The sequence below is a fragment of the Methylomonas koyamae genome (assembly GCF_019669905.1).
Lineage (GTDB): Bacteria > Pseudomonadota > Gammaproteobacteria > Methylococcales > Methylomonadaceae > Methylomonas > Methylomonas koyamae.
Genome location: NZ_AP019777.1, coordinates 1,698,557 through 1,721,847, shown reverse-complemented (window position 1 = coordinate 1,721,847; position 23,291 = coordinate 1,698,557). Strand labels below are relative to the sequence as shown.

12 protein-coding genes and 1 other annotated feature are annotated in these 23,291 nt (G+C 54.4%); of the genes, 8 read left to right on the top strand and 4 right to left on the bottom strand.

The features are described 5' to 3' along the window. Positions 1–162 precede the first annotated feature (162 nt). Positions 163–594, top strand: a complete 432-nt coding sequence (locus tag MKFW12EY_RS08180) for a desulfoferrodoxin family protein (protein ID WP_221054338.1) — start codon at positions 163–165, stop codon at positions 592–594. 131 nt (positions 595–725) lie between these two features. Here the strand turns inward: MKFW12EY_RS08180 and eutC are convergent, their stop codons facing one another. Further along, positions 726–1,481, bottom strand: coding sequence for an ethanolamine ammonia-lyase subunit EutC (gene eutC, locus MKFW12EY_RS08175; RefSeq protein ID WP_221054337.1), 756 nt, complete (start codon positions 1,479–1,481; stop codon positions 726–728). A gap of 19 nt (positions 1,482–1,500) precedes the next feature. On the opposite strand from eutC, the gene MKFW12EY_RS08170 reads away from it, so the two are divergent. Then, positions 1,501–2,729 (top strand): IS3 family transposase gene (locus MKFW12EY_RS08170; protein ID WP_245006465.1). Its coding sequence is split into 2 segments (ribosomal slippage): positions 1,501–1,792 and positions 1,792–2,729, totalling 1,230 coding nucleotides; the frame shifts between segments, so codons are not numbered across the junction. Continuing rightward, positions 1,785–1,901, top strand: a sequence feature (AL1L pseudoknot). It overlaps the preceding gene by 117 nt. A 298-nt stretch (positions 2,730–3,027) precedes the next feature. Here the strand turns inward: MKFW12EY_RS08170 and MKFW12EY_RS08165 are convergent. The 3 genes from MKFW12EY_RS08165 to MKFW12EY_RS08155 all read right to left on the bottom strand — a co-directional run bounded on the left by MKFW12EY_RS08165 (position 3,028) and on the right by MKFW12EY_RS08155 (position 8,199). Next, positions 3,028–5,694 carry a zinc metalloprotease gene (locus MKFW12EY_RS08165; protein WP_221054335.1) on the bottom strand — a complete coding sequence of 889 codons (2,667 nt, stop codon included), beginning with the start codon at positions 5,692–5,694 and terminating at the stop codon, positions 3,028–3,030. A 184-nt stretch (positions 5,695–5,878) separates the two neighbouring features. Continuing rightward, complete coding sequence (locus MKFW12EY_RS08160) at positions 5,879–6,412, bottom strand: hypothetical protein (RefSeq protein ID WP_054763007.1); 534 nt, start codon at positions 6,410–6,412, stop codon at positions 5,879–5,881. A gap of 2 nt (positions 6,413–6,414) precedes the next feature. Further along, positions 6,415–8,199 carry a hypothetical protein gene (locus MKFW12EY_RS08155; RefSeq protein ID WP_221054334.1) on the bottom strand — a complete coding sequence of 595 codons (1,785 nt, stop codon included), beginning with the start codon at positions 8,197–8,199 and terminating at the stop codon, positions 6,415–6,417. Positions 8,200–8,658: 459 nt separating this feature from the next. Here MKFW12EY_RS08155 and MKFW12EY_RS08150 point away from each other — a divergent pair, with 459 nt between their 5' ends. From MKFW12EY_RS08150 to MKFW12EY_RS08125, 6 genes are all read left to right on the top strand, one after another. Then, the gene (locus MKFW12EY_RS08150; protein WP_221054333.1) at positions 8,659–10,881 is read left to right on the top strand and encodes a hypothetical protein; all 2,223 of its coding nucleotides are present in this window, start codon (positions 8,659–8,661) and stop codon (positions 10,879–10,881) included. A gap of 705 nt (positions 10,882–11,586) precedes the next feature. Then, the gene (locus tag MKFW12EY_RS08145; RefSeq protein ID WP_054763010.1) at positions 11,587–11,799 is read left to right on the top strand and encodes a DUF6447 family protein; all 213 of its coding nucleotides are present in this window, start codon (positions 11,587–11,589) and stop codon (positions 11,797–11,799) included. 23 nt (positions 11,800–11,822) lie between these two features. Continuing rightward, positions 11,823–12,662 carry an endonuclease/exonuclease/phosphatase family protein gene (locus MKFW12EY_RS08140; protein WP_245006464.1) on the top strand — a complete coding sequence of 280 codons (840 nt, stop codon included), beginning with the start codon at positions 11,823–11,825 and terminating at the stop codon, positions 12,660–12,662. A 104-nt stretch (positions 12,663–12,766) separates the two neighbouring features. Continuing rightward, positions 12,767–13,306, top strand: coding sequence for a hypothetical protein (locus tag MKFW12EY_RS08135; protein WP_221054332.1), 540 nt, complete (start codon positions 12,767–12,769; stop codon positions 13,304–13,306). 417 nt (positions 13,307–13,723) lie between these two features. Then, complete coding sequence (locus tag MKFW12EY_RS08130) at positions 13,724–18,745, top strand: PAS domain S-box protein (RefSeq protein ID WP_221054331.1); 5,022 nt, start codon at positions 13,724–13,726, stop codon at positions 18,743–18,745. Between the two features lie 18 nt (positions 18,746–18,763). Next, positions 18,764–22,978, top strand: a complete 4,215-nt coding sequence (locus MKFW12EY_RS08125) for an EAL domain-containing protein (protein ID WP_221054330.1) — start codon at positions 18,764–18,766, stop codon at positions 22,976–22,978. Positions 22,979–23,291: the final 313 nt, after the last annotated feature.

Genomic DNA, 23,291 nt, shown 5'->3' with positions numbered 1-23,291 from the left:
TTAGCAAAGGGGGATAGAGGGAGATTTATTTGAAAAATCCCTCCGAACCTCTTCCGCCCTATAGGTACTTTTTTGAAGAGGGGTGTGAAAATTGAATCTGTTAACTTAACGGCATTGGCCTAAGCGCCCGCATCCAGCCACCATCAACTCAGGAACATTACTATGGAACGTCGCGATTTTATTAAATTCAGCGCGGCCGGCGCGGTCGCCGGTTTGGCCCTCTCCCACACCGCGCCGGCGGCTGCCGGCCCGGTGCCGACGCCGCCCGGCGACCTGTACTACACCAAGGACGCCCAAGGCCGCTGGGCCGGCAAAGCCGCCACTCATTTGCCGGTAATCGAGGCTAATAAAGAAGGCGGCAAAACCACGGTGAAAGTCACGACGCCGCACGAAATGAAAGGCTACGAGCATTACATCGTCAAACACGTGCTGCTGGACAAGGATTACAAATTCCTGGCCGAACACATGTTCGACCCGGCCAAAGAGCCGGTGCCGGTATCGACGTTTACCTTGGATAGCTACAGCGGCACGCTGTATGCGCTGAGCTTTTGCAACAAGCACGATTTGTGGGTTAGCAGCGCAGAAATAGCCTAAAACCGTTCGCACCGACTCGCCCCGGATATCGAGACCGATATCCGGGGTCCATTCCCGCTCAGCTCCGGCCTGACTGTTCTGCGGCCGCTCCCCCCAATGTGTAGCCGCACCTTGTTAGCCCAACGCTGCGGTTAAGGCTTATCCCAAGCCAAGCCCGCGTCTGTGCCGATAACGGCTTGGTTAAGGTCGTCTTTCAAGCCCACCCCGGACAGTTGCCGTTGCAGGGCCTGGCCAGTCAAATAGGCCAATTTGGCCGCTGCCGCCGAATACACCATTCCGGCCGGCGGGCGGATATTGGACAAGCAATTGCGTTCGGCGTCGGTGCGGCCCGGTTGCGGAGCGTAGGTCAAGTAAATGCCCAGGCTGTCGGCCGCACTCAGTCCCGGCCGTTCGCCGACGATAATCGCAGCCGTTTTCGCCCCCAACAACGCGCCGATTTCGTCGGCGACGGCGACGCGGGCGTTCGGCACCAAGCAGATTGGGCCGATGCTTAACGAGCGCTCCGCGTAGGCTGCGATAACCGCAGCCAATAACGGCAAGCCGTGCTGTTCGACCGCGGTGGACGACAGACCGTCGCTGACCACCAGCGCCACGTCGGCCGCCGGCAAGGCCAGCGTTTGCAGGGTAGCGCGGCTGGCTTGGTCCAACCGGCGACCCAGGTCGGGCCGCTGCAAATAATGCTGGCGGCTGTGGATCGGCGTTGCCAATTGCAAGCTAGGCCAACCTTTCTCCGCCAACGCCTCGGCAAACGCGCCGACCTGCCAGGGCTGGTGCACCGCATCCCGCGCCAGCGCATGCGCCAATTGGAATTCCAGTTGCGCTTTGCTCGGCGTGGCGCAGCCGGCTCGGCCCTGGCTGAATCGCCCTGGTTTTCTCGGAGGCTCCAACCTTTGAGAGAATGGAGCAATGAACGAGAAAACGAGCAAGCATTATTCATCGGAAATTCGAGAACGAGCGGTTCGCATGGTGCGAGAGCATCAAGGTGAATACCCGTCGGAATGGGCCGCTATCCAATCAATTTCGGCCAAGTTTGGCTGCACGGCGGAGACGTTACGTCGCTGGCTGAGGCAAACACAACCGATCACTAGCTCGGGCAAAGAAGTGTCCGGCAACGACGCGGAACGCATCAAGGCGCTGGAGCGGGAAGTCCGGGAGTTACGCCAGGCCAACGAGATCCTGCGTAAGGCCTCGGCGTATTTTGCGCAGGCGGAGCTCGACCGCCGGTTCAAGCCATGAAAGCGTTCATCGACGATCATCGCGATGGCTATGGGGTCGAGCCAATCTGCAAAGTTCCGCCGATTGCCCCATCGACGTATTACCTGCATGCGGCGCGCAAAGCCAAGCCTGAGCTGCGGTCGAATCGCGCCAAGCAGGACGAGGCCCTCAGTCAGCAAATTCGTCGGGTTTGGAATGATAGCTTCCAAAACTACGGCGCGCGTAAAGTCTGGATTCAATTGAAACGCGAGGGCTTAACCGTGGCCCGTTGTACGGTGGAACGCCTCATGCGAAGCCTGGAACTGAAAGGCATCAGGCGTGGCAAGACCATTAAGACCACCTTCAGCGATGCCAACGCGGAGTGTCCTCTGGATCGGGTGAATCGGCAGTTCAGCGCCGTACGACCGAATGCCTTGTGGGTGGCGGACTTCACCTATGTCAAAACCTGGCAGGGCTTCGTTTACGTGGCCTTCGTGATCGATGTGTTTGCCCGCTACATCGTCGGTTGGAAGGTATCGTCATCGGCGCATACCGACTTTGTGCTGGACGCACTGGAGCAGGCGCTTCATGACCGGCAACCCCAGCGCGATGGCGGCTTGATTCACCATAGCGATCGAGGCGTTCAGTACGTTTCGATCCGCTATACCGAGCGTTTAGCCGAGGCCGGCGTTGAAGCTTCGGTAGGCAGTGTGGGTGACTCTTATGACAATGCCTTGGCTGAAACCATCAATGGTTTGTACAAAACCGAGCTGATTCACAAGCAATCCTGGAAGAGCCGCGAAGCCGTTGAACTCGCTACATTGACTTGGGTGGATTGGTTTAATCATCGACGGCTGTTTGGGTCGATTGGTAATATCCCACCAGCCGAAGCGGAGGCTAACTATTATCGGCAACTTCCCGAGTCCGTCATGGCAGCGTGACTCACAACCTATGGCCTCCGAGATTCCCGGGGCGATTCACTATCCGCCATCTGCATCCATCATGAAATCTTGTCTTGGGTAAAAACGAATGGCTGATTCAGCAATCCGATTCACGCGGGGGCGTAATGCCAGACGATTTCCCATATAACGATCTCCTATGAAGTCAGGGATCATCAGTATCTAGAAGCTCTGAAAGACTTACTTCCGATTTATTGTATACGCTTCGATTATTCCGTAAATCGTTCGGAGACTTGAAGAATGGAGCAATTTTTCCTGAACGTCCTGCAGATTAAAAATGCTATTGCTTCGTTTTTGGCAGAAGTCCCTTGATGAATTCTTCTGTTTGTTTGGCAGTTATTACATCAAATACTTGGCTCAACGTTGAACTGACTTTTTGGGCATGGCCTATGACCTGCTTTTGAGTCGTTTTCCCGCGAGCAAAACCAAACATAGCAGTTCTTTCAATATTTGCGGCGACTGCATCTTGCGCCTTTGATTGTGCAACCAACTCAGTCAATTCCTTTCCCACTTCTTTCAGGCGAGTTGGTGCGCCGAGCGTAAACCAGCGACCCACATCTGGCCGTAGCAGCACATCATGAGCAACTCGCTCCGCCTTACTATTGGCAGGATAGGCTACACGCAGTCGCAAGGTGTTTGACGGCGCAAGGAAGTCAATCCCTCTACTCGAGTCATAAAAGACCAGTACGGCCGTAACGTCATATAACCCGGGTTCAGCAAAAGGAAATCCCGCAGCGCCAAAAGTGAGTTGGAGATTGTCTTCAATCGACTCACCCGGCTCCAACCGTTGAAGACCGTCACCGCTAATATCGAAACAGCGGGTCGTGATGGGAACAAAACTGGCCGGCGGGCCTTCCGGCGGTCTTCCGGGTTGCACCCGGCGGATCAGAATCTCCAGCAGGCCAGCTTTTGGATCGAGCACCGATGTTGGTAAGTCTAGCCTGCGGCGGGTTTGGTTGGTGAGGCTGATTCCGAGCAGGACCGGCTGTCCGAACTCAAAGATGAACTGGGGTGGCCCCAACAGTTCCAATTTATAGCCAGGCAAGGGTTGTTCTGGTACGTAGGGTGAATAGCCGCCATTGCCATCGGCCCAATAGCGAACCGATCTAAATGGGGCTCCACCAGGAACGATTTGAGGCAAGGGCGCATGACGCAGAAAGGCAATCTCGTCGGAATCAAATTGATAGGCAAAGTTTTGCCAGAAAGCCGATGTTCGACCACCACCCGCGTATCGCCAGTCGTAGTTCATAAACGAAGTGGAATCAGCACGCCCGACTTCCCGCTCGAAGCGATGGGCGAGATTAAGCGCATGGCCGATCTCATGGACTGCCGTTTGAATCAACTTACGCGGCAAGGCATCAGGCGCGACGTTATTAGCGATCTCATCGGCGAAAACTGCCAATCCCTGCCGAGGCAGATCATCGCCGATATCAAACATCACACCTAGAAGACCAGGCCGATTCGATTTCGAGAGCCAGAGCAGGTGAACTGCAAATTCAGGACGATCCAGCGGGCTTTGGGCAGACTTATACATTAACTCTTCGAGATCCTTTTCACTCCATCCTTCGGCTGGCGCTTTCTCGAGCTCAGTTTGGCGCCCGGCACTAATGACGGCAATACCCGTATTGAGAAGAGCTGTCTCGATATTTACAGGTTCCCCGGCGAACGAGGTTGTCGGTGGCAGTGGAACATCCTTTTCGGTTTCCATCTCGATCCCCAATTCGCGCAACGCGGTGCCGGCGAAACGGGCGATAAAGACGATATTACGGCCAAACGGCAGGCCGTCGAGAGGATGATCGAACCACAACGTCACCTGAATATTGGTTTCATCAACAGGGACAATCGTTATATACCCATTCGAGACGGCACCGTAGCGGTCAGTCGCTACAAGTGGCCCGCCATTGCCTGAAAGCCCGTCGGGGACTGTCCTGAAGGCGGCAACCCAAGTCTTTTGGTTCGCAGGATCGAGACGAGAAAGGTCGGCGCTGATAATGCTGTCAGAAGTATCGACTCGTAGTTCCACTGCCAGTTCTGGTGTATTCCCGCCATATCGTCCTTTCGCGAAAGCAGATAAACTTGCACGCCTGATATTCGCAGTGAAATCGCACCCAGCGGCGATCGAGTCAGTATTCAATAGCTGTTTGGGTGGCAATTCTTTGGGTTCAGCCAATGCTGACAAAGATTGTGATGGAACGTATGACTTCATAATCACCATGACGGAATTAAGAATATTTCGAGCGGCGGCATTCGCATTAATAAGTTGATTAAGCCCCCTAGCTGCCACCTTGAGTGCATCAATTTCTGGTGGCGACATCGTAGCACCTCCATAGTGCCCCGTAGTAGCGAGAGCTTTCAACTCGGCTCGTACTAATTGCCATTGGTTTTCCTGATAATAGAAATCTTGCTCATCCTGCCCTGAGAGCGAAACAAGACTGAGATAACCTTGGGAATCACTAAGTGCGTCATTCCGAATTCCGAGCTCTGATAACCTAAGCTGAAAGGCATTATCAACTGATCGGTTATTATCGAGTACTGGAATTTTCCGGCGTGTCTCCAGTATTGTAGATTGCACCAACGGCTGGGCGGAGACTGATCCGATAGAGGCCGCAGCCCCCTGTGACTGGTTTGCGACAAATGATTGCATTATTGATGCAACGGAGTTGAGGATATTCCGAGCTGCAGCATCCGCCTTGATCAGTTGATTCAGTTGCCTGGCCGACTCCTTGAGAGCATCAATTGCGCTTGGCGACATCGCATAACTGGTATATCCCGTTCTGGCGAGAGCGTCCAACTCGGCTCGTACCAACCGCCATTGCCTTTCCTGATAATAGAAATCTTGCTCATCCTGCCCTGAGAGCGATCCAAGACTGAGATAACCTTGGGAATCACTAAGCGATTTATTTCGAATCTTGAGTTCTAATAGTCTGAGCTGAAAGTCGCTTGCCATGTTTCCTACCTGCTATTCGTGATTGAACAAAAAAGTGTTTTAATCGGGGCACTCAAAACCCAAGACTAAGAATGGGAAAAACTATATAACAAGTTTGCCTGCTATCTGACAGATGTCGTAAATCCCCAAAATTTTCGAGTTGCCTTATGGGTTATTTTGATTTCACCACGTGACTAAGAACCTATTAATTTGCTTTGGCATTTTCTGCGTCCTGTTGTTTTTTAAGATCCTGATAAGCTTTTACAATCTCTATGGCAAACGGCTTTATGTCCTCAATGTCGAAGGGACGAGACCCGCTAAGTCTAGAGATTCCGGCAAGCGCTTTGTCGAGTCCAGACAAATCAACCGCCGAAGGCGCTGGTAAAAGGTTTGCATTAATGCGAACTGCGGTGAAGGGATCGGCGCGAATGGCCACATCGTTTTGACGAATGCCCGATAAAATCTCTAGCTTTTCTTTAGAACCGCTAGCCCGCCAATCCCTTTCAATGACGGATTCCGGCGAGGAAACCGCCCTAGCATTTGATTTCAATGAATTGGTTTCTTGTTCAAGCGTCGATCTCTGGATAGCGAGAATGTCCATCTGGTTAGTGGCATCGACTTTCATCAACGCGAGTTGATTAGCGGTGAGGTTCGCGGCGGTCACAACGGGTTGAGGTCTCATACACCCGGCCAGGCATATGCTGGTGAGGAGGCTGCCGTATAAGTATGATTTGTTCATTGTTAGTTCACTCCAAAGGCGATTGCGACAGCCGCTAAGGCACCCACCCAATTGGCAATATCTTTGCCTGAAACGCCTCCTGCACCATACTCTTGTAGCAAGGAAACCATCGGTTCTAGTGTCTCGTAATTAGCTTTTGCGATGGCACGCTGCTGGGCAGCCCAATCTTCGTAGAGCAGGTTTTTGCGATCCCATTCTGCGACACGGGCCGGTAGTTCACCGTTACTCCAAGCATCTCCGCGTAGAAGGATTGCTCGATTAGTGTGCTTGGCTATCAACGTTTCGTTGGCCTTTTTAAGCAAATCGATTTCATTAAGAAGTCCAATGCGTTGTGCTGTTAGCAGCTCCTTCTCGCGCTCAAAACGGGTTAATGCGATGGATGCCAAATCGGATGCGAGTTGGGCTCGGGATAAGCCAATCAGCGCAACCGGAATATCGGGGAGTTTTCCCTCCGCCGCGTTTTCGTAATCTTCTATGTAACCAAGTAGTTTGACGGTTTCAACCGCGATGACCTCGGTTTTTGTTTTATTGGCCGCACGGGTATCCGCTTGCGCTGAAGTATCTTGAGTCTGCGCCTGGGAATCAGCGACAGCCATAATGCTTCTACCCAGTACGCTTTGGGTGAATTTTGCTTGGGTATGCTCCATTGTTGCCGCAAGTATTTGCGGAGCAACTTTGTTAATAAGATTGACAACCTCTGGTGTTAATCCATTATTTTCAAAAGCGGTTTTCCAAAGGCTGTCAGCCTGCGGACAATTTGATGCATTTTGGGCCGTCGCCGGAGCATTTCCTGAAGCCGGATCGGCCTTCTGCCCGGTAGGATTGGCAAACCGGGTGATAACGGCCGCAGCCTTTTGCAAGTTGTCATCAATCCCCGACTTTTTATCGGCCTCTAACTGACACTCATAATAACTCTTCGCATCCTCGAGAGATGCTTTGGTCGACTTAATAACTTTTTCCTGAGCCTTCGCCACATTTGTTGCTTGAAGAAGCAAGTTACTCACCGTTCCTAATTCACCTTGCGCTCCTTTTGCAAAAACAACTGGATCAGAGCTTTCCAACTTTTGGACTTGCGTCTCGTAATTTTGGACATCGTCATTAAAAATATCACACCAAGTTGACAACTTAGAATCGATAGACCCCTGAGATTGATTGCAATAGCCTTCAACATCATCTTTAGGTATCGAAATATTTTCTTTTATGGCATTAAGTAGGACATTTTCCCTGGAAGCTTGTACATGCTGATGCATTTTCTCCCTGGTGTTTAAGGCGACTCTAATGTTTTTTTTATCCTTAAAAACAACATTCACATTATTTTTCCCAACAATGCCTTCCATCCGCATAACAAGGTTATTGCGCACTTCATTTTGAGCATCTTTGCTGTCTAGAAGCAAAGCTATTTGATTGTCGCGAAGCGCCAATTGATCTTCTATCACGGCTTGTCGCTGTCGGGCAATCTCCGTTGCAACTAAGCCCGAGCGCGTATCCAGAGCGGCAATTTGCGCTGTCTTGGCGGCAGCAAATCCCTTCTGCGCTTCATCTATCAGTTTTTGATCGCCATCGCTATGAAAGTACAGCGAACTGCAACCGCATAATCCGATGCACAGAACACTCAAAGCCAAGCACTTCGAAATCCCTTTCCGATTTGCGGCCCGGTATATCGTAATAATTCCGGGAATTCCTGAGTCAGTATGAAGCCGCGAAGATTCCGGTATAAATAGTGTTATCACGTAGCCACCAATAATCTGGATATGGGTTGAAGAATTGGAACAAGTGCTAATTTGCATAAGACAACACGCGCTCTTGTTGCATCTGATTTCATTTTGATTTGATTTTATGAATTTCAAACGTTTCTTTCCATAACATAATCGTACCAGTACAAACGTACTGGTTTCAGCGAATCAATCTGCCTGTTAAGATTCGATGCTAAAACCTTGCTGAACTAAATGAGCCGACCTAATTGGCTTTGCAGCGACGTCATAAACTCCAGGAAATGAACTTGTCACGTGTCCTAAGCTAGTCCTACGAAACTTTGAGTCTGATAAGGTCGTTGGCATGACATCTCAAGGAAGATTCTAAAAAGAGGGATCTTACTTTACGGCAGTTTGTAGTTGAAAAGCCGATTCGATTTACACGTGTCTGAAAATGGCTTGAATCGGAGTCTGAAATCAGTAAACCGGGGGCAAGAACAAAATCTGGTAGCCTTTTATAAGCAGTGACTTATCTGATAATCAGGAGATTGATTTATGCTCAAACATTCTCTGTCCATTTTTGCGTTGCTCATCGTCGTTTATTCGGTTGAGGCAGTACTCACAGTAGCTACAGCTAACGGAGATCAGAACCCGGCAAAGCCATCTATCAGTATTTCAGAGATGGATGGCAAAAATGAGATTTCCCTAACTGCTGACACGGTTTCAGACGTCGCCATTCCTCTCACGTTTAAGACCGACTCTAAGGATCCCGTGAGCCTGCAAATTAACGCAACAGAGTTTTCCCTCGGAATTGTCGATTTGATTAAACCGGAATTTGAAGGGTGTTCCACAGTAGAAACAGACAAGGACAAAACTCCGTGCCAGTTTGAGCTTGTTTCAAAAACCCCCAAGCGCATTTTCCTAAAGGCGAGGTTCACTGCTGCTGGCACTTACAGAGCCCTTGTTCATGCATCGCTTGACTCAGAGCCAAAGAAACCGCTTTTGACGGTAGTGATAACTGTTACACGGAAACTAACGCCGCCACCGATAGAAGTTCTTGGACCATTTGCAATGCAAATTGAAAACTTTTGGTTCGACGATATCGATACAGTCCCATTAACAATAAGCATCTATGGTACAGGAAGGCAAACAACCATCAGCAGTCCGCAACTCATCTATCCAACATGGACAACAAAAGCCGATTCGCCTTCCAGCATATCTTCTACGATGGCCTTAAAATCCTACGGGGACGGCAAGAATATTCAGGTGTCAGCCAATGAAACAAAGAAGTTCGAGGCAAAGCTGGTCAATCTTGGTAAGCCAGGGTTTTATGAGGCAAAGCTTCGTTTTCAATCGACTGATTATTCTCCAATTGACATACCGATAAAGATATACGCGCGAAGGTCTGTTTGGGTCGCATTTTTGCTGGTTTTCCTAGGGGTATTCCTATCCCTGATCGTTCAGGACTATGCTGGTAAGATCCGCCCACGCCTCCTCGTACAGCAACGGGTCGCCAGTCTGCTTGTGCAGCTTGCCGAAGCTGCCGAGAGAGCTAAAGGTAATATGGAAGCGGTCGACATCATTGCCAAGGTCAAGCAGAGCATGCAGGACAAATGGGAGAAGGCCAGATCGAGCCGAATTCCGATCACCAATGAATTTGATGTCTATGAGAGCATCATCCCCTCGCTCACGAAATGGACCGGACTCCATAATCAACTCTTAGCTGTGCGGCCGGTATCGGTCCGGGATGTTCTGATGAAGGATCTCGATACTGCGCGCGATGCATTCATAGCGGATGAACCCGACGCTGCGACAGTCAAGGATGCAATCGATAAAATAAATAAACTCCCAAAGACCCTACGGACAAAGGTCATCGACGCGCTCACTCTTGCTGTAGATACGCTGGACGCGGAACTGGCGAAAGACCCACGTCAAATCCTTGTCGATCTTCGTAACTCCCTGCAACCGGTGTTGGCGAAAGTGAACTCCGGAGAACTGGATGCCGCAGTAGGTGCATTCGACGTGGTTCATCTTCGTTACATCAACATCATGGCAGCAGACCTCCGTGCCCGTGTCGAAACGCCTGCCGGTCAGCCTCCCATTCAGCAGCCACCAGGCCTTGATCCGGAAGACTGGAAGAAACTGCTGGCCTCCACCTCTGAGCTCGGTGAAAAAATCAGGCTTGCGTCGAAGCCGGAAAAGGCGATGGATCTGTTGGTTGAGGCAACACAAAATTACCTCAACACATTCGGTGCGGCTATCAGGCGGGCGTCAAGAGATAGCCTTCCCGCCGGTAGTTCAGAAGTCAAAATTGAGAATGCTTTAAATGAGATGGAGGTGGCGAGCGAAAGCAAAGACTACAAGACGGCGTGGGCAAAGCTTGACGAAGCACGAAAACTTTTCAACGATGCAGTCATCCATCCTGCTGGAGCGGCTATGGATCTTGGCGCGCCCGTGGATCTTGTTGGCGACATGACATCCAGACCTGCAACTGCATTCGATATCATCGGCGTAATTGATTATTTGCCTCCATTGGAATCGTTAAGCCTCAGTTCCCCAACGGATATTGCGCAGAAGATCGGCATCATGGACTTTGTCATCAGCTTGATTGTTCTTGTCGTGGCATCTATTGTCATTGTCCAGGGCGTATGGATTGACAATCCCTCATGGGGAGGCTGGCAGGCTTATCTGACCGCATTCGTAACAGGGTTCGCTGTTGACCAATTTACCCACGCGGGAGTCAAGGCGCTTGGAGAACTGCGGTTACCTCGTGCATAAAAACATACGTCCGGCAGGACCATTCATCACAGGTGGTCGGCAGTGAGGAAACCGTAGGCATCCGGCTATCCTATCAGAGTAAGACTGAGTTATTCGAGGTGTCAATTCCGTGCAGTGATTCCGATTGCTACTACATCAGGAAGTACCGAGCATTACGGAAGTCGCTGCTTTCAACAGATGCAACATTTCCGTTACCATTTTTGATTGGGATGGCAATATCGAGCGAGCAAAGATAACTACCGCTAAAAAGCGCTGGGCCAGCATTGCATGGGAAACGTTAACGCACAGTATAAAACGTGCAAGAAAGCCTATAGCTCTAAATAACAGTACAAACTTTGAAGGAGGGCGATAACTGAAGATTATTTTCTGAAACTGACAGACTGCTTTTCTTTAATGATCAGACATTTGTTTTCGATACGTCTCGAATGACCGGTTTAGGGAAGCGTAAAATCATAGGCGACCGGAAGTTATGGGTCGATTACGACAATTCTCAGCCGCTAAAAACCTTACGTCGTACTTGCGCAACCATATCGAAATGGTTATTGGCTCTGCGCTTGGAATCCCTGGACCGGCTTTGGCTTGGGATCAGTGGCTGGCTTGATCGGAATAGGTAATAACGAAGCTGTAACATTTTGCGGTTAGACTGGAATGCGGTTCGGCGCAGCGCCCGAACCGGCATTTTCGACTACTTTCAGTAAAACTTCGATGACCGACGCAAACACCGCAACTCCGACCCTGACCATAGGCGACAAAACCCATCCTATCGATAGCCTCAGCGACTTGGCCAAAGCCCAACTGGCCAATCTGCAAATCGTCGATGCCGAAATCCAGCGCTTGCAACAACAATTAGGCATCGCCCAGGTAGCGCGGGAGACTTTTTTGGCCACGCTGCAAACCGAATTCGCCAAATTGGGTTAAGCCGCACGGCTGTCGGAGCGCCGGTGTTTTCGCTGTTGACGCTGAATCTGCATACTTACCAGCAGCACCCGCGCCACAATGGTTTCGAAACCATGCACCTGCACGAACGCGAGGTGCACATCATCGCCGAGGCGGTGGCCCAGCAAGGCATAGACGCGATTTGCTTTCAGGAGGTCGGCGAATACCGGCACGACCCCATCGCCCAGCCTTACGGCGAGGTGCCGTCGAACATGGCGTTTCGGATTTGCCGGCGCTTGCGGGAATGGGGACATTGGTTCCACATTCATCAGGACTGGAGCCACATCGGCTTTCAACGGTGGCGGGAAGGCACGGCGATATTGAGCCGGCATCCGCTACGACACAATTATTCCGCTTACGTCTCGCACAATTGCAGTAAAGACCACTACATGTCGCGCAACGTCACCGTCAGTTGCATCGACCTGCCCCGCTTCGGCCTGCTGCACATCGCCAACGTGCATCTGAGCTGGGCCCACCATGGCTTCCACCAGGAATACGCCAACCTGAAACGGCTGATCGCCTCGCGCCAGCATTTCGGCGTCAGAGGCGACCTGATCGTCGGCGATTTCAATGCGCCGGCCGGCGAGCAGGCTTACCAACACATCGTCGGCAACGGCGAATACATAGACCAGTACCACGAACTGCACCCGCAGCGGTTTTACGAACCGACCTTTCGCGGCCAGATCGACGGCTGGCGCCACAGTCCGCCACGGCGCATCGATTACATCTTCAAACGCAACGGCCATCCGCTGCGGGTGCGGGAAATGGCGCCGATTTTCAACGACGAGTTTTATCCGAGCGTATCGGACCACTTCGGCTACCTGGCCCGCTTCGAATTGTTTTGAGCCGGACCATGCCGGCCGACGTCAAATAATCGTAACCGGACCTTAATCCTGCTGTCATGGCCGCCCCCTAAAATCCGAGCTTTATTGCCGCCGGACCCGATGCCATGACACTGCGCGTTCTAATTTTTTTGGCGATAAGCTGGCTTTGGGGTTGTGCCGCCGAGCCGCTGCGCCAATCCGCTTGGCCGGAAACCTTGCCGGCCCAAGCCGAGTTTACCGAGCATTACCGGCAAGACCGGCGCAATGCCGAGCGGCAAAGCCTGGAACAATACCTGACCTGGGTCGAACGTTTTTACCAGGGCTGGGAGCTGTATCCGACCGGCTGGAACCGAATCAGCCAGGATTTGGCGGCCAAAATCGCCGACCCGGCCGCCAAACCCGAGATAGCAGGCAAACTGCACCGTTTGGGCATCGCCATCGCCGCGGAATGGGCCAAGGACAATGCCGTACGCCGCATCACGACCCGCCATGTCGGGATCTGGGGTAACGCCCTGCAGAAATCGGCTGAGCGCGCCGAAATCTCGGCCATCGTCGACCGCGTGCTGGACGACGTCGACAATCTGCTCAACAACCGCATCGCCGCGGATATCATTACCGAAAACCGCTTTTACACCGAAGAAGACGTGTTAAACCAAATCAACTGAGCGATTGAATTAGACGGTGGCTGACAGACACCGGCGCTGAGATGCCGGTTAGGTGCGGTCAATGCACCGCCGGCGTTGCGCTAGCAGCAAATTGATCCGTCCCGCGCTTACCCAAGACCAAGCTCTACCGCGCAAGCCGCTCAGCTTTGCCGCGGTTTCACAGAGTCGATCCCATGCCGCCGGCGGTTCCAAACCAATCCAAGCGGAACGCAAAGCTCGCCGCCACCCGGGGTTTATTCCGCTGCCCTTTCCGTTTCATCGCGCTCCTTGCTAAAGTCTGTCGATAGCTGAGCTATGCTTTGCTTTCATTCCGGAGCCCGTGACTCAAGGACCTTGATGGCTGGATACCCAACTTTCAACGATTATCTGCGCAATATAGCGTTGCCGATGCCGCTAAGGTGGCTTGCGGTTGCGGCAATGTATTGGCTAACGGCTAGATTGGCTTTGCTGTACTTTGCCCCGAACGGCACCGCCAGCGTATTTTTTGTGGCTAGCGGATTTGCGTTAGCCGCGCTGTTGCTGGGCGGCTGGCGCTACGTCTTCGCGATATTGCTGGGCGCGTTGGCGCTGAATGTATTGCAGGGCAAGACATGGCCGGCAGCAGCCGTGATCTCGCTCGGCAGTACCGCCGGCACCTGGCTGGGCGCCTGGTTGCTGCGCCGTAGGCAAAATTTCGACCACAGTTTGCCCACGCTGCGCGATTATATGCTGCTGATCGGTTTGGGCGGGGTACTGGCCTGTTCGTTGCCGGCGCTTGTCGGATCGTTGACCTTGTTGGGCTCGGGCATCATTAGCCCGCACAATTTCCTGACCACTCTGTTGCATTGGTGGATGGGCGACACGCTGGGCGTGATTTTGACGACGCCGCTACTGCTGGTATGGAACAAGCATCCAGGCAAACTGCATGGCCGAACACGCTTGCTCGAGGCGGTTTTGATCGTGGCAATGAATGTGATGGCCGGCCAATTGGTATTCCTGGATTGGTTCCACGATAGCCTCGGCAGCTATGCCAAAAGTTACTGGATATTTTTGTTTGTCAGTTGGGCCGCGGTCCGGTTGGGGAACCGCGCCACGACCTTGATCCTGGTCATTACCGCCAGCCAAGCGATGTCGGGTTTGGTACGGCAAAGCTCGGGGTTTATCGACCCCGGCCTCGGCGACAACCACGCACTGAATTATTGGTTTTTTATGGTGGTTCTGTCGCTGGTCGGCATGGCGCTGGCTTGCTATTTTTCCGAACGCCACAAGGCGCTGGAAACCCTGGCCGACCGCGAGGAACTGCTCAGAACCCTATTGAAAGCCATGCCGGACAAGGTCTGGTTGAAAAACCCGGAAGGCGTTTATCTGCTGTGCAACCCCAGTTTCGAACCGCTGTTCGGCACCACGGAACAGCATATTGTCGGCAAAACCGATTACGATTTTGTCGCTCCCGATCTGGCCGATTCCTACCGGCGGCATGACCTGAAAGCCCTGGCCGCCGGTAAGCCCAGTAGCCATCAGGAATGGCTAAGCCACGCCGACGGCAGCCATACCGCGCTCTACGAAACCATCAAGACCCCGGTGAATAACAGCGAGGGCAAATTGATCGGGGTATTGGGCATGGCCCGCGACATTACCCAACTGCGAGAAACCCAGATTGCCCTGGGCGAGCGGATCAAGGAACAGAAGTGTCTGCACGCGGTGTTCCGTGCCACCGAGGATTTGCAAACACCGCTAGCGGACGTGCTGCAAGCGGTCGCGGCATGTTTGCCGGCGGCATGGCCCGAGCCGGAAGCCACTGCGGCGGGTATCGAATGGGACGGCCAGCGCTACGTCACCGATGATTTTAAACATCCGCTCGCGGTGCAAACCGCCCCGATTCGCATTGACGGTGAGGTGCTGGGCTGCGTCACGGTGGCTTGTTCGGTTCCAAGCCCGGCGCCACAGCCCGGTTTGTTTGCGGACGATAAACGCGGCTTGTTGGAGGCGGTGGCGGAGCGGCTCAGCGATTTCATCAGCCGCCGGCGCCGGGAAGAAACGGCCCGCAATCGCGAACGCATTTTCAGTTCGATTGTCTCGCAGGCCACCGACGCCATTACCTTGATCGATGCGCAAACGTTCGAATTCATCGAATTCAACGATGCCGCCTGCACCAATTTGGGCTACAGCCGCGACGAGTTTGCCCGCTTGCGGCTGCCCGATATTCAGGGGGAGTTCGACGCCGACACCATCGCCAAGAAGACCGCCGAGTTCATGCGAGCCGGATCGGCTCAGTTCGATACCTTGCGCCGGCATAAGAACGGTTCGCTGCGTAACGTCCATGTCAGCCTGCAGGTGATAGAGATTCGCGGCCGCAAGCACCTGTCCTTGATCTGGTCTGACATCACCGAACGCAAACAAATCGAGCAACAGTTCCGCCACCTGTTTGCCCATAACCCGGCGCCGATGTTGATCTACGAACGCGGCTCGCTGGCCATGGTGGCGGTCAACGACGCCTTCAGCGCGTTGTACGGCTACAGCCAGGAGCAGGCGCAGACATTGAAACTGACCGACCTGTATCCGGACGAGCAGAAACAGGCCATTGCCGATTTGGCAGCGGGTTTGCGCGGTTATGCCAATATCGGCGAATGGCGGCATGTTCGCCGGGACGGTTCGACGATAGACATCATCTCCCGCTCGCATGACATTACTTTTTCCGAGCGCAATTGTCGGGTGGCGGTAATTACCGACATCACCGAGTTGAAACAAGCCGAATCGGAACTGCGTAAACTGTGGCTGGCGGTGGAACAGAGCCCCAACAGCATCGTGATCACCAACCTGAATGCCGATATCGAGTATGTAAACCGCCGTTTCAGCGAAGTAACCGGCTACCAGCGCGACGACGTAATCGGCAAAAACCCGCGCATTTTACAGTCGGGGCACACCAGCCAAGCCGTCTACGATGCCATGTGGGATACGCTGACCCAAGGCAAAAGCTGGTCCGGCGAACTGGTCAACCGGCGCAAGGACGGCAGCGAATACGTCGAATGGGCGCAGATTACCCCGGTGCGCCAGCCGGACGGCAAAATCACCCATTACCTGGCGATCAAAGAAGACATTACCGAGAAAAAACGGGTCGCGCAGGAGCTGGAATCGTATCGCCATCATCTGGAAGATTTGGTGGCGGCGCGCACCCGTGAGCTGGTTCAGGCGCGTCAAGCCGCCGAAGCGGCGACGCTGGCCAAGAGCCAGTTTTTAGCGAACATGAGCCACGAAATCCGTACGCCGATGAATGCCATTTTGGGCATGCTGTATCTGGCTTTGAAGCAGGAATTGCCTGCCGGCTTGCATAACCATCTCAGTAAAGCCCAGAGCGCGGCGCATTCGCTGCTGGGCATCATCAACGACATTCTGGATTTTTCCAAAATAGAGGCCGGCAAGCTGGAGTTCGAAGCCACCGAATTTGCGCTGGACGGCGTACTCGAGCAAATCACCGATGCCATCGGCTTGCAAGCCGAACAAAAAGGGGTCGAGTTTCTGATTCGCTACGACGTCAACATCCCCAACATGTTACTGGGCGATCCGTTGCGCTTGAAACAGATCTTGCTGAACCTGTGCGGCAATGCCCTCAAGTTTACCGAACGCGGCGAAGTGGAATTAGGCTTCAGATTGCTCGGCAAAAAAGAAGATGTGGCGACGATCCAAATTTCGGTGCGCGATACCGGTATCGGCATGGATCGGGAACTGCAAGGGCGGCTGTTCCAAAAATTTACCCAAGCCGACCAATCCACGACCCGGCGCTTTGGCGGCACCGGGCTGGGCTTGGCGATCAGTAAACATTTGGTCGAGATGATGGGCGGCCGGATCTGGATCGAAGATTCGCAGCCCGGCAAAGGCACCACCATGTGTTGCACGATTCAATTGCCGGTCTCGTTGCAGGCCGAAGCCCACCGCCACGAATTGTATTTGCAGACCGGCCCCTTGCTGAAAGGGCTGCGGGTGTTAGTGGTCGACGACAACGAAGTCTCCCGCGAAATTTTGGCGGAGATGCTGGGTTATTTCCAACTGGAGGTCAGTGTCGCCACCGGCGGCTTGGCGGCTATTCGGCAATTGGAAGCGGCAGCCGACCGGCCGTTCGATCTGGTATTGATGGATTGGCGCATGCCCGGCATGAATGGCGACGAAGCGACGCTGCGCATTCACGCCAACAGCGCGATTGCCCGGCAACCGAAGGTCGTCATGGTCACTGCCTATGGCCGGGAAGATGTGATGCTGCTGGCCCGCCAAGCCGGCGTGGACGGCTTTTTAGTCAAGCCGGTATCGCCTTCGGCATTGCTGGACACCATTTTGTCGGTGCTCGGCCGCGGCCGCCTTCCCGACCAACCGGCGCATAGCGCGGCATCGGCCGGCCGGCCGGCCGCCGCCCCCAATTTTTCGGGCTGTTTGGTGCTGTTGGTGGAAGACAATGCCATCAACCGCGAGTTTGCTATCGAGTTATTACGCAGCGTGGATATACAGGCGGATCAGGCGATGGACGGCGAGGAAGCCGTAAAAATGGTGCAGCAGCAACGTTACGATTGCGTGTTGATGGATATTCAGATGCCGGTCTTGGACGGTTTGGAAGCCAGCCGGCGGATTCGGGCATTGGCGCGGCAAACCGGCGACGAGTACTTTGCCCGCTTGCCGATTATCGCGATGACGGCGTTGGCGATGGCCAGCGATACCGAGCATAGTCTGGCCGCGGGCATGAACGACCATATCAGCAAACCGGTCGAGCCGGAGCGTTTGTTCGCCTGCCTGCGCAAATGGTTGCCAAGCAAGGCGGCTGGCGATGCGACGCCGAGTAGTGCTGCGTCGCCGCGAACCGGCCATTGTTCCGCCGATTTGCTGGCGCTGCAAAGCTTGCAAGTCGGCGAAGGCTTGCGCCGCATCGGCGGCAAGGAAGCGGCGTACCGCAAACAATTGAAACGCTTTCGCGAACATTACACCGATGCGGTTTCGGAACTGCGGCGCTTGTTGCAAGCCAACCAACTGCCGGCGGCGGAAAACTATTGCCATGCGCTGAAAGGCGTGGCGGGCAATCTCGGCGCCAACAAACTATACGAATCCGTCACTCAAATCGACAGCCTACTGAAGCGGCAACAAAGTCCGGAAAACGCCGATATCGACCGCCTGCAGCAGTTATTAGGCCATGTAATCGAAGACATCGACAGTCTCGCCGAACAGCCGCTGCCCGAGCCACCGGCCGGGACGCGGCGGTCTCAGGCCGAAATACTGGCTATAATCCATGCGCTGGCGGCCGTGTTGGAAACCGATTTGGGAGCCGCCGAAACGCTAATGGCCGAATTACGCTTGGCTGCGGCGGGCGGACAATTCGAATCTGAAGTCAATCAGATTGCTGCTCAGGTCGATGCGTTTAACATCGATCAAGCCCTGATCCTACTGGCCGGCTTACAACAACGCCTGACAAGCCGGCACTGATTGAATCGCAAAAATCACATGGCAGAGTCCAACCATAGCAAGCCCCGCATTCTGATCGTCGACGACGTCAACGAGAATCTGCACGCGCTATTAAGCATCCTGCGCGACGATTACGCCGTGATGGCCGCCACCACGGGCGAAAAGGCGCTGGAATTGGCCACGCGCCTACCCGGCCCGGAACTGGTGTTGCTGGATATCAAAATGCCGGGCATGGATGGCTACGAAGTGTTGCGCCGGCTGAAAGCCGATCCGAGTACCGCCGACATTCCGGTGATCTTCGTCACGGCCTTGTCGGAAACCGCCGACGAAGCCGAGGGACTGAGATTGGGGGCCGTCGATTACATCACCAAACCGGTCAATCCCGACCTGCTCAAGCAACGCATATTGACCCAGCTCGAGTTGCGCCGCTATCGCCGCAAGCCGCTGCTATCGTTGAGCGAACGCATCGCGATCCGGGAAGAGCGCCCGGCCTTGCTGCTGGTTGACGACATCCCGGATAACATTCACGAATTGGCGGAGGTATTGAAAACGGAATACCGGATCATGGTCGCCAACAACGGCTACCGCGCGCTGGACATTGTCAACGGCGCCAACCCGCCGGACCTGGTGCTTCTCGATATCGTCATGCCCGATTTGGACGGTTACGAGGTGTGCCGGCGGATCAAGGCCACCGCCATCGGCACCCGCATTCCGGTGATTTTTGTCAGCGTGGTCGATGCAACGGCCGACAAGGTACGCGGTTTCGCGATCGGCGCCGCCGATTACATCACCAAACCTTTCGATATAGACGAAGTGCGGGCGCGGGTGCGCACCCACTTGGAACTGAGCCGGCTCAACCACCAATTCGAGCAATTGGTCGAGCTGCGCAGCGCCGAACTGCGCCAGTTGGAAGCGATCGTCAGCCGCTCGCCGGTGATCGCGATGACCTGGCGCAATGTCGAAGGCTGGCCGGTCAATTATGTCAGCCGCAATAGCGTAGCCTGGGGCTATACGCCGGAGACGCTGCGTTACGGAACCTTAGCATTCGATGAATTGGTCCACCCGGACGACCGTGCGCGGATCCATGCCGAAATCCACCAGCACATTGCCGCGGGAACCGACGAGTTTCGCCAGGAGTATCGGCTGCGCCATGCCGACGGCCACTGGCTGTGGCTGGAAGACTTTAAACGGCTGACTAGAAACGCCCATGGCGAAGTGTTAGAGATTCACGGCTTATTGCACGACATCACCGCCCGGCTCGAAGCGGAACGGGCACTGAGCGAACACGAAGCGCAATTGCGGGCCATCGGCGACAACCTGCCGGAAGGCTATGTCTACCGCTACGAACTAACCCCGGATGGACAGGCCAGATTTCGCTACCTTAGCGCCGGATTTGAAAAATTGCACGGGCTAAAGCCGGCGCAGGTGCTGAACGACATGACGCTGTTTACCCGCCAGATCGCGCCGGAATCGCTTGCCGACCACAATGCGGCGGAAACCAAGAGCTCTCTCGAGTTAAGCGTCTACCGCGGCAACTATTTGTTTAACTTGGCGGACGGTTCCCAGCGCTGGGTGGCGTTCCAGTCCAGCCCGCAACGGCAGGCCGATAACGGCGTGGTTTGGGATGGGGTCGGCATCGACGTCACCCAGCGGATCGCCAACGAACAACAACTGATTTTACAGGCGCGGCGCGCCCAAGCCCTGCTGGAGCTACCGAAAGCGTCGGAAGAACTCAGCGAAGTCGCGTTGATGCAGCACGGCCAGGCGCTGGCGGCGCAACTGACGGCCAGCCGGAGCGGATTTATCCATTTTGTGCATGAAGACGAGCAGATGATCGAATGGGTGGCCGGATCGCAGCAAGCCCAGGCGCCCGAATGCCCCGCCGCTCTCGGTAACCGCTATCCGCTCAGCCAGGCCGGGATTTGGGCGGATTCGCTCAGACAACGCCGGCCGGTCGTGTTCAACGATTGCAGGCCGATTAGCGACGGCGCGGCGGCGGGCCTGTCCGACCTGTCGCGTCTGATCTCGGTGCCGGTTATCGAAAACGGCAAGGTCGTCATGCTGGCCGGCGTTGGCGATAAACCCTGCGCTTATTCGGAGCTGGACGTCGAAACCGTCCAGCTAATCGCCAGTGCGCTTTGGCGTATCGTTCAGCGCAAGCGCGCCGAAAATAAAGCCGCCCGCTTCAGCCAGGTGTTGGAACGCTCCACCAATGAGATTTATACCTTCGATAGCCGCAGCTTACGCTTCATCGACGTCAATCAAGGCGCCCGCAATAATCTGGGCTATTCGCTGCAAGAATTGGAGCGGATGACGCCGCTGGATCTCAAGCCCGAGTTCAGCGCGGAAAGCTTCGAAAAGTTGGTCGCGCCGCTACGCGCCGGAAGCAAGCGCCACTGCGATTTCATCAGCCGGCATCGGCGCAAGGATGGCAGTTACTACCCGGTTGACGTGCGGCTGGAAATCAGCGCCGACCAACCGCCGCTGTTCGTGGAGATTGTCAACGATCTGACCGAAACCCAGGCGATGCAGGCCCGCATTACCGAATTGTCCCGTTACGATACGGTGACCGGTTTGCCGAACCAGCCTTATTTCGAGGAGTTGTTGTCCGCGGCGATCGATCTTGCCGCGAGCCAGGACTATGAGATTGCCGTGGTGCGGCTGGATATCGAAAGCTTCCACACCATCGACGACAGCTACGGCTATGAGATTGGCGATCAAACCCTGAAGATTGTCGCCAGCCGACTGGTCAAAACCGCCGGCAACGAAGGTATCGTCACCCGCATGGCCAAAGACAATTTCGCCATCGCCTTTCCGTTGGTCAAAAGCGTGTTGGAGGCCAAGGAGTTTGCGGAGAATTTGCAATTGGCCGTGTCCGAGCCCGTGCTGTTGGCCGAACACGAGATCCATCTCGAAGCCAAAATCGGCATCAGTTTCTATCCGACCGACGGTATCGCCGCCCACCAATTGGTGCAGCGCGCCGGCATTGCCTTGAATCATGCCAAGACCGACAAAGTCTCCGGTTTGCGCTTCTTCGAACGGGAAATGAACGACTTGTTGCTGTCGAAAATTGCCCTGACCAACGATATGCGCCACGGCATAGAGCGCGGCGAATTCGAGCTGTATTACCAGCCCCAGGTCTCCCTTACCACCGGCAAAATCGTCGGGCTGGAAGCCTTGGTGCGCTGGAACCACCCGCTTCAAGGCTTTCTGCCGCCGGGTAAATTTGTCATGCTGGCCGAGGAGTCCGGATTGATTCTGCCGTTGGGCGACTGGATTTTGCAGCGGGCCATCGGCCAGATGCGGGAATGGCAGGATGCCGGATTGGCCGACCAATTTTTCACGGTCGCGGTCAATGCTTCGGCAATGCAAATGCAGACCGGTTGTTTGGTCGATTCGATTCAGAAGCTATTGCACGACTTCGGGCTGCCGGCCCGCTGTGTGGAGCTGGAACTGACCGAAAGCCTGCTGATGAGCAACGTCAGCGAAACCCAGAATCTGTTGCAAAGGTTGAAGGCCGTCGGTATCAAGCTCTCGATAGACGATTTCGGTACCGGTTATTCGTCGCTGGCGTATCTGAAACAGTTTTCGGTAGACAAGCTGAAGATCGACAAGAGCTTTGTCGACCATTTCACGACGGACCCCAACGATGCCGTCATTGTCCAAGCCACGATTGCGATGGCGCACAGCATGGGTCTGACGGTGATCGCCGAAGGCGTGGAAACCCAAGCTCAGGCCAATTACCTACGCGCCTTGAAATGCGACCAGATTCAGGGCTATTACTTCAGCCGGCCGCTACCCGCCGCCGAGGTATCCCGCTTAATCCAATCCGGCAGCTTGCTGGACCTGCCTGTCCCGGAACACAAACAACATATCTTGTTAGTCGACGACGACCGGAATATTTTGTCGGCACTGAAGCGCTTGTTTCATCGCGACGGCTACGAGGTTCTGATGGCACGCAGCGGCGAAGAAGCGCTGGATTTGATGGCCAATCATGTCGTGAAGGTGATTATCGCCGACCAGCGCATGCCCAACATGACCGGTACCGAGTTTCTGGCGCGCGTCAAAGTCATGCATCCGCGCACTGTGCGTATGGTTTTATCTGGTTACACCGATTTGTCGACGGTTACCGAGGCTATCAATCGCGGCGAGATATACAAGTTCCACACCAAGCCCTGGGACGACGAGGCCTTGCGCAACGATGTCCGCGATGCGTTCTCGCATTACGAATCGCTTGGCCAGGCGTTAAATTGACGATCCCAGCGGGCATCGAGGCTATCGGCTCCGGGCACTCGGCTTGGAGGTTGGTAGCGATTGCGGCCGCTCGAACTCGCTGCACGAGGAAAATATTATCCTGTCGTCGGTTTGGCCTATCGATTGCCCACCATACAATTTGGCGTGTATCTCCCCCTCCCACACAATCTCACATCATTTCAACCCGGCATGGCTGAAACTGGCAGGTCGAATATTGACGACGAAGTAGCTAAATTTGTTATCGATGCCGCCAACGCTAATTATTGGTTGATCTGCACCAATCACTATTTCCGCAAACGGTGGATTTGGTAGC

What these genes read in the sequence shown, in the direction of transcription:
- MKFW12EY_RS08180 (WP_221054338.1), top strand. Translation starts at nt 163, where the DNA reads ATGGAACGTCGCGATTTTATTAAATTCAGCGCGGCCGGCGCGGTCGCC.
- MKFW12EY_RS08165 (WP_221054335.1), bottom strand. Translation starts at nt 5,694, where the DNA reads ATGGCAAGCGACTTTCAGCTCAGACTATTAGAACTCAAGATTCGAAAT.
- MKFW12EY_RS08160 (WP_054763007.1), bottom strand. Translation starts at nt 6,412, where the DNA reads ATGAACAAATCATACTTATACGGCAGCCTCCTCACCAGCATATGCCTG.
- MKFW12EY_RS08155 (WP_221054334.1), bottom strand. Translation starts at nt 8,199, where the DNA reads ATGCAAATTAGCACTTGTTCCAATTCTTCAACCCATATCCAGATTATT.
- MKFW12EY_RS08150 (WP_221054333.1), top strand. Translation starts at nt 8,659, where the DNA reads ATGCTCAAACATTCTCTGTCCATTTTTGCGTTGCTCATCGTCGTTTAT.
- MKFW12EY_RS08145 (WP_054763010.1), top strand. Translation starts at nt 11,587, where the DNA reads ATGACCGACGCAAACACCGCAACTCCGACCCTGACCATAGGCGACAAA.
- MKFW12EY_RS08135 (WP_221054332.1), top strand. Translation starts at nt 12,767, where the DNA reads ATGACACTGCGCGTTCTAATTTTTTTGGCGATAAGCTGGCTTTGGGGT.
- MKFW12EY_RS08130 (WP_221054331.1), top strand. Translation starts at nt 13,724, where the DNA reads ATGTATTGGCTAACGGCTAGATTGGCTTTGCTGTACTTTGCCCCGAAC.
- MKFW12EY_RS08125 (WP_221054330.1), top strand. Translation starts at nt 18,764, where the DNA reads ATGGCAGAGTCCAACCATAGCAAGCCCCGCATTCTGATCGTCGACGAC.